At 58.6% G+C, this 14,532-nt stretch carries 14 protein-coding genes; 11 read left to right on the forward strand and 3 right to left on the reverse strand.

The features are described from left to right. Positions 1–4: 4 nt before the first annotated feature. From GX444_02680 to GX444_02695, 4 genes are all read left to right on the forward strand, one after another. Complete coding sequence (locus tag GX444_02680) at positions 5–385, forward strand: response regulator (protein NLH47488.1); 381 nt, start codon at positions 5–7, stop codon at positions 383–385. Between the two features lie 577 nt (positions 386–962). Continuing rightward, positions 963–1,844 carry a hypothetical protein gene (locus GX444_02685; GenBank protein ID NLH47489.1) on the forward strand — a complete coding sequence of 294 codons (882 nt, stop codon included), beginning with the start codon at positions 963–965 and terminating at the stop codon, positions 1,842–1,844. Between the two features lie 31 nt (positions 1,845–1,875). Beyond that, a complete protein-coding gene (locus GX444_02690) occupies positions 1,876–2,691 on the forward strand; it encodes a hypothetical protein (protein ID NLH47490.1) in 816 nt (271 codons plus the stop codon). 18 nt (positions 2,692–2,709) lie between these two features. Continuing rightward, on the forward strand, positions 2,710–3,288 hold the full coding sequence (locus GX444_02695; GenBank protein ID NLH47491.1) for a hypothetical protein: 579 nt from the start codon (positions 2,710–2,712) through the stop codon (positions 3,286–3,288). A gap of 106 nt (positions 3,289–3,394) precedes the next feature. On the opposite strand, the gene GX444_02700 is transcribed toward GX444_02695, so the two are convergent. The 3 genes from GX444_02700 to GX444_02710 form a co-directional block, all read right to left on the reverse strand. Beyond that, a complete protein-coding gene (locus GX444_02700) occupies positions 3,395–4,888 on the reverse strand; it encodes an IS1182 family transposase (GenBank protein ID NLH47492.1) in 1,494 nt (497 codons plus the stop codon). A gap of 269 nt (positions 4,889–5,157) precedes the next feature. Beyond that, positions 5,158–6,657, reverse strand: a complete 1,500-nt coding sequence (locus tag GX444_02705; protein ID NLH47493.1) for a hypothetical protein — start codon at positions 6,655–6,657, stop codon at positions 5,158–5,160. Positions 6,658–6,733: 76 nt separating this feature from the next. Then, on the reverse strand, positions 6,734–7,603 hold the full coding sequence (locus tag GX444_02710) for an HDOD domain-containing protein (protein NLH47494.1): 870 nt from the start codon (positions 7,601–7,603) through the stop codon (positions 6,734–6,736). 237 nt (positions 7,604–7,840) lie between these two features. Here GX444_02710 and GX444_02715 point away from each other — a divergent pair, with 237 nt between their 5' ends. Genes GX444_02715 through yajC form a run of 7 tightly spaced genes read left to right on the forward strand, consistent with a single transcriptional unit; the run spans position 7,841 to position 14,531 of the window. Beyond that, positions 7,841–8,656 (forward strand): uracil-DNA glycosylase, encoded by an 816-nt coding sequence (locus tag GX444_02715; GenBank protein NLH47495.1) that lies wholly within the window; start codon positions 7,841–7,843, stop codon positions 8,654–8,656. A gap of 4 nt (positions 8,657–8,660) precedes the next feature. Beyond that, entirely contained in the window at positions 8,661–9,983 is a 1,323-nt protein-coding gene (locus tag GX444_02720) for a nodulation protein NfeD (protein ID NLH47496.1), read from the forward strand. Between the two features lie 36 nt (positions 9,984–10,019). Beyond that, entirely contained in the window at positions 10,020–10,763 is a 744-nt protein-coding gene (locus GX444_02725) for a slipin family protein (GenBank protein ID NLH47497.1), read from the forward strand. Between the two features lie 15 nt (positions 10,764–10,778). Continuing rightward, positions 10,779–11,978 (forward strand): diguanylate cyclase, encoded by a 1,200-nt coding sequence (locus GX444_02730; GenBank protein ID NLH47498.1) that lies wholly within the window; start codon positions 10,779–10,781, stop codon positions 11,976–11,978. Between the two features lie 3 nt (positions 11,979–11,981). Continuing rightward, positions 11,982–13,055 (forward strand): tRNA preQ1(34) S-adenosylmethionine ribosyltransferase-isomerase QueA, encoded by a 1,074-nt coding sequence (gene queA / locus GX444_02735; protein NLH47499.1) that lies wholly within the window; start codon positions 11,982–11,984, stop codon positions 13,053–13,055. Then, entirely contained in the window at positions 13,052–14,200 is a 1,149-nt protein-coding gene (gene tgt, locus GX444_02740) for a tRNA guanosine(34) transglycosylase Tgt (GenBank protein ID NLH47500.1), read from the forward strand. Before queA ends, tgt begins: the two co-directional genes overlap by 4 nt. Continuing rightward, positions 14,190–14,531, forward strand: a complete 342-nt coding sequence (gene yajC, locus GX444_02745; GenBank protein ID NLH47501.1) for a preprotein translocase subunit YajC — start codon at positions 14,190–14,192, stop codon at positions 14,529–14,531. Before tgt ends, yajC begins: the two co-directional genes overlap by 11 nt. The last annotated feature ends 1 nt before the right edge of the window (position 14,532 follow it).

Consider the following 14,532-nt stretch of genomic DNA (forward strand, 5'->3'; position numbering starts at 1 on the left):
TAAGATGAAGATTTTGTCCGTCGACGACTCGCGGATGATCCGCCGGCTGATCGGCAGCGCCATTTCCGTCATGGGCTTCGACGTGCTCGAGGCCGGCGACGGCAAGCAGGCGCTGGCCGTCCTGGAGACGGAATACCCAAACGTCGGGCTGATCATGCTCGATTGGAACATGCCCGAAATGGACGGCTACGAATGCCTGGTGGCCATCAAGGCCGACGAGCGCTTCAAGCATATTCCCGTGATGATGTGCACCACCGAATCCGAGCGTGAAAACGTCATCAAGGCGATCAAGGCCGGCGCCAAATCCTACGTCTCCAAGCCCTTCACCCCCGAGGATCTGGTCACCAAAATCATGGAATGCCTGGGCCAGGGGCTGGACCTGTAAGCGTCAACCAACCTTCGTTTTCAACGGCGGGCGACTCGTTCGGGTCGCCCGTGGTTTTTTTAAACCACGTTCAGCAGCCGATATGGTGAAGTAAGGCGTCCCGCCCAACGAAGCGTTTCCTGCACGATTCCGCCCGGCGGAACTCTGTGCGAATGGGTGTCCTTGAACGCACACGAAAGAAAGTAGAAGGCTTCGCTCCAACGGGTTGTTTAGGACCCGTTTCCGCGATGCCAAACGAACAGGCGGGGGCCTATTGACCTACGCGGTTATGGGGGTCACCGGAATTGCGGAATTACCATATTTCACGACCAAGGTCTGTCGGGATTTGTAAATAAGGCGCAATATTTTCCGATTTTGACACTAGATGACATTTTGTTTGATAAATATATCTTGACAAATATAAGAATGAATGATATTCTATCTTTGTTATTTTTTTATTGGCTTTTTGATGCACAATTTGTTGGAGGATGATTTTGAAAAATGTTTTCGCTATTTATATATTATTTATTAATTCCAAACAAAATACAAAACCCTTTATTTCCCTCAACATCGAATCTAAAAAGGGAAAGGAGAAGTCATGACAAAGCATTTTTTCTTTTTTTTGTTATCAATTCTCTCGATTGCATTGCTGAATTCAAATGAGGCACGTTGTCAAGGATTATCTAGGGGGCCATTTGCGGCTTATATAAATGAAGAATATAATAATGAGTATTGTGAAGCTGAAGATCTAAATGGTGAATTAACATATATAGTAGATTTATGGTATCAGGAAATGGAAATTAATTTATTTGAAGGTGATTATGTACTTAATTATATTAGACCAAAACGATATGTTGATTTATCTCTTCGCAATTGGGGAAGAGATTATGAATATCTCGATACAAATAATATTGCATTAATCGCCGGTCATGGCGGTTATGGCTGTGATAGCAATAATGTTTATTATGCTTATCACAAACTTGATCGTACGAGACCTGACTATCCGACCAATTGTACAATCTGGCCTTCGGTCGATATGGAGTTAGGGAACCTTTCTGATGATGTTGGTGGTATTGAAATACTTCATGTACTTTCTTGTAATATGATGACGGTAGATAATGGGATAATTCATAACACTTGGCAACCAGTTTTTAGGGGAATCCACCAAGTAAATGGATTTCATGGTGTTGTTGCTGTTACAGGAACACTTCGCAATGGCCTTCACCGTATTGCAATTTATGGTCTGGATAATGCAGTAGGAGAGAGATGGGTAGATGAATTGTATGAGGAAAATGCCAATAATGGAATGGATAATTGTCCAATTACCTATGTTGGCGGAAACACTACTGCTGGAGCGACATACAGATTACAACACGAAACATATAGTAATAGAAATACTTTTAGTGATTTGATCCAACCTTGGATGTATGTTTATTACTACATCGAGGGTTGCGATCCTGAGAATGGCAGCGAACTATAATAAATAGCATTCGATCTGAAAGGAGACGAAAATGAAATTAAAGAAACTGCAGATTATTACAGCAGCGTTATGCTTTTTAATCGGTATACACAACCAATTATGTCACGCCAAAAATATGCCAATATTTGCAATCAATCCTTTAGACAATTACAAAGAAACACTTATAAATTATGCCGACGCATTAAATCTTGATCTATCATCGGCTGAATATAGTTATTCCGAAAATGGATTTGTAAAATTTATTAGCGCAGAATTTGAAATAAGCCTCAACATTGCGACTGGCGAGTTTGTATACTTTAATAAAGTTGCAAGGAAAACAATATATTCAAGTGATAATGAGCCAATTTCAAAGGATGATATAGAAATAAGTGCGAGAGATATTTTGGATTCATTTGGCGTCAATAGTAAAGAAATATTACGATTATCAATAAAAAGAAAAATGTTAAAATCTGTTGAAAAAGGCAGTATTGAAGTTGAAGAGACCATGACTGCTGGCTACTTAGTCTATGCATTAAGAGCCATTGATAGCTATCCTGTCGATGAATCAAACGCGAAAATTATTTTCAATGCTGAAGGAGAGCTTGATGAAATAGTTTTAAATTGGGGTCCAATCGAAAGCAATCCATTGCGATATGATGAAGTAATTAGTGAAGACCAATTAAAGATAATTGCGTACAATGATATTATTCAACTAAAAGGCATAGAGAATCTCAAAATACACAGTTCATATTTAGCCTATACTGAAAAAGTTGGGAATACTGGTGCGAAAGAATTGGTGCCACATTTTATTACTATATACTCATATGATTCATTTCTCCAACGGGTTGTAATCGATGCTACTAAATAATTAGAAAGGGTCAATCCAATGAAATTGAAAAAAAATAATTTCATTTTGAATATCTTGTTTGTCATTTTTTGCTCGCTGACTTTTTTCTCCTGCACGGAAAAAAACGACCAGGACTCATCCGGCTCGTGCACGAAGACGGTTGAGGTCGGGGCTGAGGCGGATCGCTTCGCTGTCGCCGCCAACGGATCGACCGACGATTGCCTGCCGCCCAAACCCGATGGAGTTTCCGAGGAAGACTACCAGGAAGCAGGCAAGTTACTGGATCTCTACACCGGTCTTTATGAAAACTCGGCGGATGGAACACAGCTTACGATGTCTTGTACGCCTGATGGTGGATGGGCATTTCCAGTTCATTACGACGGCGACGGCAATGCGATCATTTGCGACTCGGGTTGGACCGTGCCGGTTGTGGTGGCAACGGAGCAAAATGCCCTTTATCGTTGTGGCTTGAATCAAACAGGTCCGCAGATTGAATCCGCTCAACTGATTTGTTCTATCGAAGGAGAATCCTATTTCGCCTTCCGTCGCGATCTGGCTGACGGCGGTTTCGAATGGGATTTTATGAATCTGGATCTATCATGGCGAAAAATCGATTGATGGGGATGCCGAAACAAGTTCGGCATGACGGGTTAATGGGCGTTGGCATGGATTCCGGCTTGCGGAGACTGTCGATAAATATGAGTTTCAAGTCAGAAAAAATGATTTACAACCATTTTTCGAGGTGAACGAAGACCGCGCTCGCATTTTGTTTCGGTAGACGAACGATCAGACCGACGAGTCGCCAAACGCCTTGCGGAGTCCGCCAGAGGCCGACAAAGAGCGTAAAAAAGGTCGAAAAAGGCGCCGTCTGGCGCAGGGTCCGCTTGAGATTATAGGCCGTGCAGTGCAAGGCAAATTCCAGGCGCACGCCGACCAGGCCGCGGCGCCGAAAACGGGTGAGCCCCTGTCGTTCGCGCAATTCGGCGAAGACCGGCTCGACCAACGCGCGTCGTCGCGCATAGGCGTGACGCGCGGCCGGTTGCGCCAGCACCTGCCGCATCGCCTCTTTCCATTCATCGCCCTCGAACCGATACAAAACCCGCCCCGCCTTCGCCGTCGTGCAGCGCCCGCGTTGCGCGCAAGTCGCGCAAGGCGCGCCGCGATACGCCCGGTAGCAAAGGCCATCGCGATTCCGGCTCGCGCCGCGATACCGCAACCGCTGCCCGGCCGGGCAGGCGTATTCATCCCGCGCCTCGTCATACACAAAATCCGCTTTGCCGTAACGACCCCGCGCCCCTTGTTTCCGCCACCGGCCGGCCGCCGTCGTCGCACCCGCTGGACAAAGCACGTCCAGCTCCAACGAAACAAACAATCCCAGCACCTCGTGCGTGTGATAACCCGCGTCCAGCAGTGTCCGTTGCGGCAGCGCACCCAGCACCGCCGTGTGTTGCTCAAGCAAATCCGGCAGGACCGCCGCCTCCGCTCCCGGTTCCACCCGCTGGCCGACGATCAGCCCGCTCTCGTGCGCCAGCACCGAGGGTTTGTACGACGGCCGATAGGTGTTGTTCTTCTGCTTCTGCACCCGCGCTTCCGGCTCGGTCGGCGATAACTGCACCTTCCCCGGATCCTCGCCCCGTGCCCGCCGTTCCGCCGCGCGTTCCGTGGCGATCGCCGCCGTTGTTTGGGCTCGCGCGTCGTCGGGGGCTTGGGACGCGGCCTCCCGCGCGGCCTCGGCCTGAAGCAGCCGGTAGTGACTCGCCGCCGCCTCGATCACCGTGCCGTCGCCGGCCACCGTGCCGGCGGTCAACTTGAGTTGGCGGCACAATTGACTCGTCAGCGTGATGAAAAAAGATTCCGTCAACTCCGCCGCGTGCCGCCGTAAAAACTCGCCGATCGTGCTGTGGTCCGGTTGCAGCCCGCCCGTCAACCACCACGCCCCGACATCCCGTTGGGCCAGCTTCTCCAACGACCGCAGCGACGAGTGGCGCTCGATGATCCCGTAAAACACGAGGCCCAGCATCACAACCGGATGAATCGCCCGGCGGCCGAGCGGGTCGTAGGCGGCGATCAGCGCCGACAAATCGGCCGCTTCCAACTCGGCCCGCAAGCGAATGACCCAGCCCAGGTCGTGCTCCCGCAAATAGCGGCGCAACGGCACCTCACCGATGAAAATCGTCTCCGGCGACGGAGAAAGAAATTGAATCGTCGCCGGGGACAACGGCGCTTCAATCTCCGGCAGCGGTTGGGAAAAAAGACCGGGCTGTTGGCTCTGGGGAAGCCGCTTGGCCCGGCGACGGGAGCGCTTGACGTTTGTAGGACTCATCTGATGAATATATCAGTTCCAACCGTAAAAGCCAGAAAACTGCCGCTGGCAGGAGAAAATCGACAGTCTCTTGCGCACGGAAAGACGGCGTAGGGTTTTTATCGCGACTGGGAAGTCGCTCCTACACTGGACATGCGGTCGGCGAAGCCGGGGTGACGGAAAAATCAGCAGCCGCAGCCGCCGGCGTCGTCGTTGTCGTCGTCGGCGTTCGGTCCGCCGCCCGCATCGTCGTCGTTGTCGTCGTTGTCGTCGTTGTCATCGTTATCGTCGTTATCGTCGTTGTCGTCGTTGTCGTCGTCGGCGGAGTCGTCGTCGGTCGTTTCGTCGGGAGGCCAGTAGATGTCGTTCGGATTGCCCGGTTCGATCAGGTCGTAGTAACGGCCCATCCAGTAGGCGAGCAGGTAGTCGATGCCCGGGTAGACCTCGGTGCCGTCGCCGCCGACGCAATCGATGTTGTAGGGCGACTTCTGCCACATGAACGACGCGGGGCAACGCCAGACCACCGGGCGCGGGTCGAGGGTTTGCGGCTCGATGTCGATCAATTCGCGGATGCCCAGCAGGTCGATCAGGTTCGACGCCCAGACGGTGAATGGGTCGAGCGGCCATTCGGGAATCTCGACCGTCACGTCGCGCACCGGCGGATCCTGAAAATCGCCGATCTGCGCCTGGAGGTCGGCCAGCGAGTCGTCGTAATTGCGGCATTCGCCGGCGCGGGCGCAGTTGGCGAGGTAGATGTCGTCGAAGAACACGTTGTGGGTCAGTTCGACGAGCGGGCGGATCATCGCATGGAAGACGCGCAGATATTCGGCGCGCCGCTCCGGATTCGTTTCCAGCCGGAACAGGCTGAAGTAGGTCATGTGACTCAGGTTGAAACCGAAGTAATCGGAGTACTTGTTGAACCAGGAAAACGAGGAGAGCATCAACCCGTCCTTTTCAGCTTCCCACCGTTCCCGGTAAAGGTTCCAGTATTCCTCGGTATCCAGCACGTGGGCGGTGATCAGGTGCCAGCACAGGCGCATGATGCCGATGACGTTCGGCGCGGCGTCGGTCGGTTTGCCGTCCTCGCCGAGAATCCAATAATGATTGGCCATCAATTCGTCGAGAACCACGGCGATGTCGTCGCGGATCATCTGGCGCGTCGGCTCGTCGTCGATCAGGTCGTAGGCGATCGCCAGGCCGAAGAACCAGCCGGTGTATTGGTCGCGGCTGGTGTTGTTGACCCAGAACGAGCCGGCCCATTCGCCGGTGCCCGCCACGTAGCGGTCGTTGCCGATGTAGTTGGTGTTCCAGGGCGCCTCGTCCGGGCCGCCGAACCGCGCGATGAACCCGGGCGTCTGGGTGATTTGCAGGTGAGTATCGAGGGCGCCGACCGTGCGGATGGCGTTCACCTTGGCGTCGGGGTCGCCGGTCACGGCGTAGCGAAAGGCTTCGGCGGCCAGGTAGGCGCCGGTCCAGATGGTGGAATCGCTCAAGGAATAGGAAACGACGTTGAAACTGCCCGGGGCTTCGAAGTGGGCGTAACCGGTGCCGCCGTAGGGTGTCACGTGGTAGGTGTTGAACCATTCCTCGAAGGCCGCGGCGCGATCCTCCAGTTCGTCGGCCCAGACAACAGCCGCTCCGGCCGTTAACGAAACGATCAACGCCAAAAGCAAAGCTTTGTTCATCATGGCTATCCCTCAATTTTTTAAGGCGGTCGCCGCAGGATGCGAATCTCGATCTATTTAAAGCACGAACGGGGGTTTAAACCAACATCGCCGCATGGGCCGACAGACTTTCGCCTTCTTCCTCCAGCCGGACAACCAGGCGGGCCAGCACTTTTTCCGACGGCAGCCGTTTGGCGGCGCGCAGGGCTTGCGCGGTGGGCGAGGCGAGGAAGGAATCCAGATCGGTTTTCGGCTCGTTGTCGGTCGCGGCAAAGCCGCCGATATGGGCGAGCGTGTTGGCGCAGAAAGTGAGCACGGCCATCGGGTCGGGATTGACTTCCGGCGTGTGATGACCGCCGGCACCGGCGGCCAGATCGTCGGGCAGGTTCCAGTGTTTGAGCAGGAACGCGCCGACCTCGTCGTGGCCGATGCCCACCAGGGTCTGTTCGGCCTCGCGGAAGGAAATGCCGGCGCTGGTGACGCGCGAAACGATCGAGCGGAACAGGTCGGGGAAGTACTTGTCGAGAAAGACCTTGCCGACGTCGTGCAGCAGGCCCGCCGTGAAGGCATTGCCGCCCGATTGCTGCTGGGCGCGCGCCAATTCGCGGGTGAGGAAGGCGACGACGAAGCAATGCTCCCAAAAACGGGCACGGTCGAAATACGCCCCGGCCTTGGTCGGCATGTAAAGCGAATCGAAGACGCTGATCGACAGCGACAGGTCGCGCACCTCGCGGAAGCCCAGCAGGGCGATCGCCCGCTCGATGTCGCTGACCTTGCGGGGCATCGAGTAAAAGGGACTGTTGGCCACCCGCAACAACTTGGCGGAAAGCGCCTGATCGGCCATGACAACGCGGGCCAGATCGGCGATCGTCGAGTCCTCGCGATTGGTGATTTCCATGATGTGCGTTACCGTGGTCGGAATCGTCGGCAGATCGACTATCTGCGATAGCTGGTCCAGGATAGACATCGTTTTCCCTCTTTACTTTTTCCCCACCGGCGCCACCGTTCTCCCTGCTAACCTATCGCGAGTCACCACGCAAGGCAAACCTGCGGGTGGTAATAACAAAATCGGCTGAAACGGCGAAAAAGTTGAGAACCTTCAAATAGTTCGGGTAATTATTGGGACTGTATGGTGGCATTTTCGCCGAATCGGTGTATATTTAGTATTCATATCGATCAGCCGTAAATCGAACTCGGGTGGCGAATGTCGGAACACGACGCCTATGTGGCCGAAAAATTAGGGGAATTATTGGAGAGCCTGGAGGCGTTGCGCCGGCTGGGACGGCAACTTACCGTCCACGAACAGGAACTGGTCGAACTGGCCCGCTCGCAGCCGCGATTGAAACCCACCCTCAAAAAGGAAGCGGAACCGCCCAAAACGGCGGCGCGGCCGGCGCGGCCCGCCAAGCCCAAAACGGCGACGGAAAAACCTTTGGCCGACTCAGCGGGGGAAAACGAGCTGCGAAGCATCCGGGAAGAAATCGGCGACTGCACCCGTTGCAAGCTACACCAGGGCCGCAAAAACATCGTATTCGGTGACGGCACCGCCACCGCCGAGTTGATGTTCGTCGGCGAAGGGCCGGGGGCGGACGAGGACGAACAGGGATTGCCGTTCGTCGGCCGGGCCGGGCAACTGCTCAATAAAATGATCGCGGCGATGGGCAAGCGGCGCGACGAGGTCTACATCGGCAACATCGTCAAATGCCGTCCGCCCGGCAACCGCGAGCCCGAGGGCGACGAAGTCGCCATGTGCCTGCCGTTTCTCCAACGGCAAATCCGGACGATTCATCCCAAGATGATCGTCTGCCTGGGGCGCGTGGCCATTCAGAATTTGCTCGACACCAAGCGGCCGATCAGCCAGTTGCGCGGCCAATGGCAGCTTTACGAGGACATCCGGGTGATGCCGACATTCCACCCGGCCTATTTGTTGCGCAACCCGGCGGCGAAAAAGCCCGCCTGGGAAGACCTGCAAAAAGTGATGGCCGAACTGGGTTGGCCGCTGCCGAAGAAGGAAGGGTGAACCGATGCGACGCGTGCGGTGGACGTTCTGTCTGGCGCTGCTGCTGGCGGGCGCGGTCTGGCTGGCCGCCGCGGCGGAGGAACCGGCCGCGCCGGCGGTCGTCCAGGTGATCACCATCGACGGGGCGATCAACCCGGGCAGCGCGGATTTCATCATCAGTTCGATCAGCAACGCCGCGCGGGAAAACGCCGCCGCGCTGCTGATCGAATTGGACACCCCCGGCGGGCTGGTCGATTCCACCCAGGACATCGTCAAGGAAATGCTCGACAGCCCGGTGCCGATCATCGTCTACGTGACACCTCCGGGGGCCCACGCCGGCAGCGCCGGAGTGATGATCACCCTGGCCGGCCACCTGGCGGTGATGGCGCCGTCGACCCGCATCGGCGCGGCCAGTCCGGTGGCGATGGGCGGCGAGATGGACGAAACGATGAAAGCCAAGGCGACCAACGACGTCGTCGGCTTTGTCGAGGCGATCGCCAAGCGCCGCGGGCGGAACGTGGAATGGGCCAAGCGGGCGGTGACCGAGGCGGCCGTGGTGACCGACGACCAGGCGGTCAAGGACGGCATCGTCGACTTCGTCGCCAAGAACCTCGACGACCTGTTGACCCAGGCCGACGGCCGCGAGGTAACGCTCGGCCAGGACGTGAAGCGCGAGTTGCATTTGCAAGGGGCCGCGGTCGACCGGCGGGCGATGGGCTTGAAGCACAAGATCATCTTCCATCTGGCCGATCCGAACCTCGTCTATCTGTTTATGATCATCGGCATGCTCGGCCTCTATGCCGAGTTTTCCAATCCGGGCATGGTCGTGCCGGGCATCGTCGGCGGCATCTGCCTGATTTTGTTCGCGGTCAGCACGCAGATCCTGCCGATCAACGCGGTCGGCCTGCTGCTGATCGCCGCCGGTATCGTGATGCTCGTGCTCGAATTCAAATTCACCAGCTACGGGGCGTTGACCGCCGGAGGAGTGGTGCTTATGGTCCTGGGCTCGCTGTTCATGTTCGACAATGCGCCCGACAAGGTGTTTCCCGCCCCGACGTTCCGCCTGCAGGCGTCGTGGGGCGTGATTCTGCCCAGCGTGGTCGCCATCGGCGCCTTCTCGCTTTTCGTGGCCTACAAGATCATCCGCGCCCAGGTGCGCAAGGGCCTGACCGGGCAGGAAGGCATCGTCGGGGAAACCGGCGAGGCGGCCACGGCGATCGAGCCGCGGGGCAAGGTCTTGGTGCAGGGAACCTATTGGGACGCCGACGCCGACGCGCCGATCGAGCAGGGCGCGCGCATTCAGGTGGTCGCCGTCCGCGGTTTGCGGCTGAAAGTGAAAAAACTCTAATCACAAAGGAGAATGACGATGGGCGTGCCAATCACGATGGGTCTGCTGATCCTTTTCGGCATCGTGGCGCTGATTCTGCTGTCGGGCATCCGCGTCCTGAACGAATACGAACGCGGCGTCATTTTCCGTTTCGGCCGCATCACCGACACCAAACAGGCCGGCATCCGCTGGATCATTCCCTTCGTCGACCGGATGGTGCGGATGAGCACCCGCATCCTCGCCACGGACGTGCCGCCGCAGGACGTGATCACCCGCGATAACGTCTCGGTGAAGGTCAACGCGGTCATCTACTTCAAGGTGATGGATCCGGTCAAAGCCGTCATCGAGGTCGAGAACTACCTCTACGCGACCAGCCAGATCAGCCAGACCACCCTGCGGTCGGTGCTCGGCCAGAGCGAACTGGACGAACTGCTGGCGGAGCGCGAGAAGATCAACATGAAGCTGCAGTCGATCATCGACGGCCACACCGAGCCGTGGGGCGTGAAGGTCACGGCGGTCGAGGTCAAGCAGGTCGACCTGCCGCAGGAAATGCAGCGCGCCATGGCGAAACAGGCCGAGGCGGACCGCGAGCGCCGCGCGAAGATCATCGCCGCCGACGGCGAAATGCAGGCCTCGACGAAACTCAACGAGGCGGCGGACATCCTCGCCCGGAACCCGATGGCGTTGCAGTTGCGCTACCTGCAGACCCTGGCGGAGATCGCCACCGAGAACAATTCGACGACGATCTTCCCGGTGCCGATCGACGTATTTCGGCCGTTCCTGGAAAAAATGGGCAAATAGGGGGCGGCCGATCCGATGAGCGAAGAGCAAGCGAACCGCGAACGCGAGACGGCCGAACTGCGCCGTCGCGTGGCCGAACTCGAAGCCGAGGTTGCGCGGTTGCGCGCCGTCAACGACGAGCTTTCCGAGCGCACGCTGGAACTGTTCAGCCTGTTCGAACTGAGCTATTCGCTCGGCTCCGGCATCCGCTACGACCGCCTGAAGGACGGGTCGATGGATTTCCTCGGCGATTTGCTGGGGATCGACCAGTTCAGTCTCATGCTCCTGGATCCGGACGACGGCAAACTGCACATCCGCGCCGCGCTGGGGATTCCCAAGTCGGTGCGGCGCAAATGCGTGCTCACGCCGCCGGAAGGCATCGCCGGCATGGTGTTCACGACCGGCCAGGCGGTTTACGTGCCCGACGTCAGCCGCGAACCGCGCTATCTCTACTACAAGGGCGCCTACAAGCAGGGCGGCAGCCTGATTTCGCTGCCGCTGCTCGACGAGGACGACAAACCGTTCGGCGTGCTCAACATCTCCAAGCCCGAGATCGACGCCTTCAGCGAAAGCGATCAAAAACAGTTCGGCGCCCTCGCCTTTCAGATCGCCGTGATCATCCAGAATTTCACTTCCTACACGCAGTTGCACGAGTTGTCGCAAACCGATGAGCTGACCTCGCTGGCCAACCGCCGGTCCTTCTTCGAGTCGCTGGAAGTGGAGCACGACCGCCATACCCGCGTCGGCAAGAGCTATACCCTGCTGCTCATCGACGTCGATTTCTTCAAGCAGTACAACGACCGGCACGGCCACCTCGAGGGCGACCGGGCGCTGCGCGAACTGGCGGCGCTGTTGAAGAAGCGCGGGCGCCAGACGGATATCCTGGCCCGCTACGGCGGCGAGGAATTCGTCGTCTGCGCGACGCGCACGACCAAACAGGACGGCATCATCCTGGCCGACGCCCTGCGCACCGCCATCGCCGAACACCGCTTTTTGCTCGCCGACGGCCGGCCCGCCGCCGATCTGTCCATCACCGTGGGCGTGGCCAGTTATCCGGATGACGCCGCCGAATCGCTGCAGGTGCTCGCCAAGGCCGATCAGGCGCTGTTCGTCGGCAAGACCCGCGGCCGCAATACCGTCGCGCCCTATACGCCCGACATCGTGCTGCCCGAAACGGCCCGCGGGGCGAAGGGCGACGATCCGGGCCGCCGCGGCAAGGGCGAACTGGAAAGCTGAACCATGCCCCCACTCGCTGACGACAACCGCCTGGCGCGTTACGATTTCGATCTGCCCGCCGAACTCATCGCCCAACATCCGGCGGCCCGGCGTTCGGCCAGCCGGCTGCTGGTCATTCCCCGCGAGCGGCCGCTCGAACACCGCCGTTTCGCCGACCTCGTCGAACTGTTCCGGCCCGGCGACGTGCTGGTCCGTAACAACACCAAGGTGCTGCCCGCCCGTTTGATCGGCCGGCGCGAATCCGGCGGGCGGATCGAGCTGTTGCTGCTGGCGCCGGCGGCGGGCGTCGCGGATCGCTGGCGGGCGATGGCCAGGCCGGGGCGGGCGATGGTTCCGGGGGCCGAGTTCCGGTTCGGCGAGTTGCCCGTCCGGATCGCCGCCCGGCACCCGGACGGCACGGTGGACGTCGATTTCCTCGTTCCGGCCGGGCAATTGCTCGAACTCCTGGCCCGCGAAGGCCGGATGCCCCTGCCGCCGTACATCCGGCGCGAGGACAGCGAAGACCCGCGCGTCCTGGCCGAGGATCGCGAGCGCTACCAGACGGTGTACGCCAAAATCCCCGGCGCGGTCGCCGCGCCGACCGCCGGCCTCCATTTCACGCCGGAATTGTTCGCGCAACTGGCCGCCCGCGGCGTGACCGTCGCGGATCTCACCTTGCACGTCGGCGCGGGCACTTTTCTGCCGGTGCGCTCGGCGACCCTGGACGATCACGTCATGCACGCCGAACGCTACGAACTGCCCGCCGCGGCGGCCGAGGCGATCAACCGCGGCCGCGCCGCCGGGGGCCGGATCGTCGCGGTCGGCACGACTTCGGCGCGGGTGTTGGAAACGCTGGGCGAGTCGGCGGGGCCGCTCGCGGCCGCGCAGGGCGAAACCCGGCTGTTCATCCGGCCCGGGCGTCCCTGGCGGATCGTCGACGTGTTGGTGACGAATTTCCATCTACCGAAAAGCACGCTGCTTGTGCTAGTGTGCGCCCTCGCCGGAACCGAGCGTCTGCTGGCGGCTTATCGCGAGGCGGTCGCGCAGGGTTATCGGTTTTTCAGTTACGGCGACGCATGTTGGATCGAACGGGCATGACCAAATCGTTTACCTTCGAGGTGCTGGCGACGGACGGGCGCACGCGGGCGCGCCGGGGGCGCTTGCAGACGCCGCACGGCGAGGTGGAAACGCCGGTCTTCATGCCGGTGGGCACCGCCGGATCGGTGAAAACCCTCGACAACCGCGACCTCGAGGAACTCGGCGCCCAACTGGTGCTCGCCAATACCTATCACCTCTATCTGCGGCCCGGCCACGAGGTCGTTAAAAACCTGGGCGGACTGCACGGCTTCATCAACCGGCCGCGGCCCTACCTCACCGATTCGGGCGGCTACCAGGTATTTTCGCTGGGCGATTTCCGCAAAATCACCGAGGAAGGGGTCCGGTTCGCCAGCCACATCGACGGCAGCCGCCATCTGCTGACGCCCGAACTGTCGATCGCGGTGCAGGAAGCCCTCGGCGCCGACATCATCATGGCGTTCGACGAGTGCATCCCGTTTCCGGCGACGACCGAATACGTCCGCCAATCCACCGAACGCACCCTGCGCTGGACCGAGCGCTGTTTGCGGGCCAGAACGCGCGACGACCAAGCCCTTTTCGGCATCGTCCAGGGGGGCATGGACGAGGAACTGCGCCGTTGGAGCGCCGAGCGGACGGTGGCGCTCGACCTGCCCGGCTACGCGCTGGGCGGTCTGTCGGTGGGCGAAAGCAAGGACCAGATGATGCGTGTCGCCGCCTTTGCCGCGCCGCTCCTGCCGGCGGAAAAGCCGCGTTACGTGATGGGCGTCGGGCACCCGGAGGACATCCTGGAAATGATCGCCTACGGGGTCGACATGTTCGACTGCGTGATGCCAACCCGCAACGCCCGCACCGGCACCCTGTACACCCACGAGGGACGGATCAACATCCGCAACGCCCGCCACAAAACCGACCCGGCGCCGCTGGACCCGGAGTGCGGCTGCCCCACCTGCCGCACCCATAGCCGGGCTTACCTGCGCCACCTGTTCATGGCGGGCGAACCCTCCGTTCTGCGGCTCCTGACCCTGCACAACATTCATTTTTATTTTGAGATGATAAACGGAGCCCGAGCGGCGATTGCCAACGGCACCTACTTTGACTATTATTCCGCATTCCGCGACAAGATGGAACGAACGGAAATATTGAAAGGAAAAGCAAATGTGGATTAATCTCGCGCACGCGGCCGGCGGAACCGGTGGCGCCGGCGGCAACCCCCAGGATCTGTGGAGCACCTTGATGCTCTTCGGCCTGATGGCGGTGATTTTCTATTTCTTCCTGATCCGGCCCCAGGCGAAAAAGCAAAAAGAGCACCTGAAGATGCTCGGCGAACTCAAACGCGGCGACGAGGTGGTCACCACCGGGGGTATTCTCGGCAAGATTCACAGCGTTACCGACAAGTTGATCGTTCTGGAAGTGGCGCAGAACGTCCGGATTCGCGTTTTGAAGGGCCAGATCGCGGGCCAGCACGCCGCCGAAACCAACAATAAAGAAGAGCAATAGA

The sequence above is a fragment of the Myxococcales bacterium genome, from assembly GCA_012517325.1.
In the GTDB taxonomy this organism is placed as follows: domain Bacteria; phylum Lernaellota; class Lernaellaia; order Lernaellales; family Lernaellaceae; genus JAAYVF01.

Bases quoted from the DNA above. Each gene is read 5' to 3' on its own strand.
- GX444_02680 (NLH47488.1), top strand. From the start codon at position 5: ATGAAGATTTTGTCCGTCGACGACTCGCGGATGATCCGCCGGCTGATC.
- GX444_02710 (NLH47494.1), bottom strand. From the start codon at position 7,603: ATGTCTATCCTGGACCAGCTATCGCAGATAGTCGATCTGCCGACGATT.
- GX444_02705 (NLH47493.1), bottom strand. From the start codon at position 6,657: ATGAACAAAGCTTTGCTTTTGGCGTTGATCGTTTCGTTAACGGCCGGA.
- GX444_02685 (NLH47489.1), top strand. From the start codon at position 963: ATGACAAAGCATTTTTTCTTTTTTTTGTTATCAATTCTCTCGATTGCA.
- GX444_02690 (NLH47490.1), top strand. From the start codon at position 1,876: ATGAAATTAAAGAAACTGCAGATTATTACAGCAGCGTTATGCTTTTTA.
- GX444_02715 (NLH47495.1), top strand. From the start codon at position 7,841: ATGTCGGAACACGACGCCTATGTGGCCGAAAAATTAGGGGAATTATTG.
- queA (NLH47499.1), top strand. From the start codon at position 11,982: ATGCCCCCACTCGCTGACGACAACCGCCTGGCGCGTTACGATTTCGAT.
- tgt (NLH47500.1), top strand. From the start codon at position 13,052: ATGACCAAATCGTTTACCTTCGAGGTGCTGGCGACGGACGGGCGCACG.
- GX444_02730 (NLH47498.1), top strand. From the start codon at position 10,779: ATGAGCGAAGAGCAAGCGAACCGCGAACGCGAGACGGCCGAACTGCGC.
- GX444_02725 (NLH47497.1), top strand. From the start codon at position 10,020: ATGGGTCTGCTGATCCTTTTCGGCATCGTGGCGCTGATTCTGCTGTCG.
- GX444_02695 (NLH47491.1), top strand. From the start codon at position 2,710: ATGAAATTGAAAAAAAATAATTTCATTTTGAATATCTTGTTTGTCATT.
- yajC (NLH47501.1), top strand. From the start codon at position 14,190: ATGTGGATTAATCTCGCGCACGCGGCCGGCGGAACCGGTGGCGCCGGC.
- GX444_02720 (NLH47496.1), top strand. From the start codon at position 8,661: ATGCGACGCGTGCGGTGGACGTTCTGTCTGGCGCTGCTGCTGGCGGGC.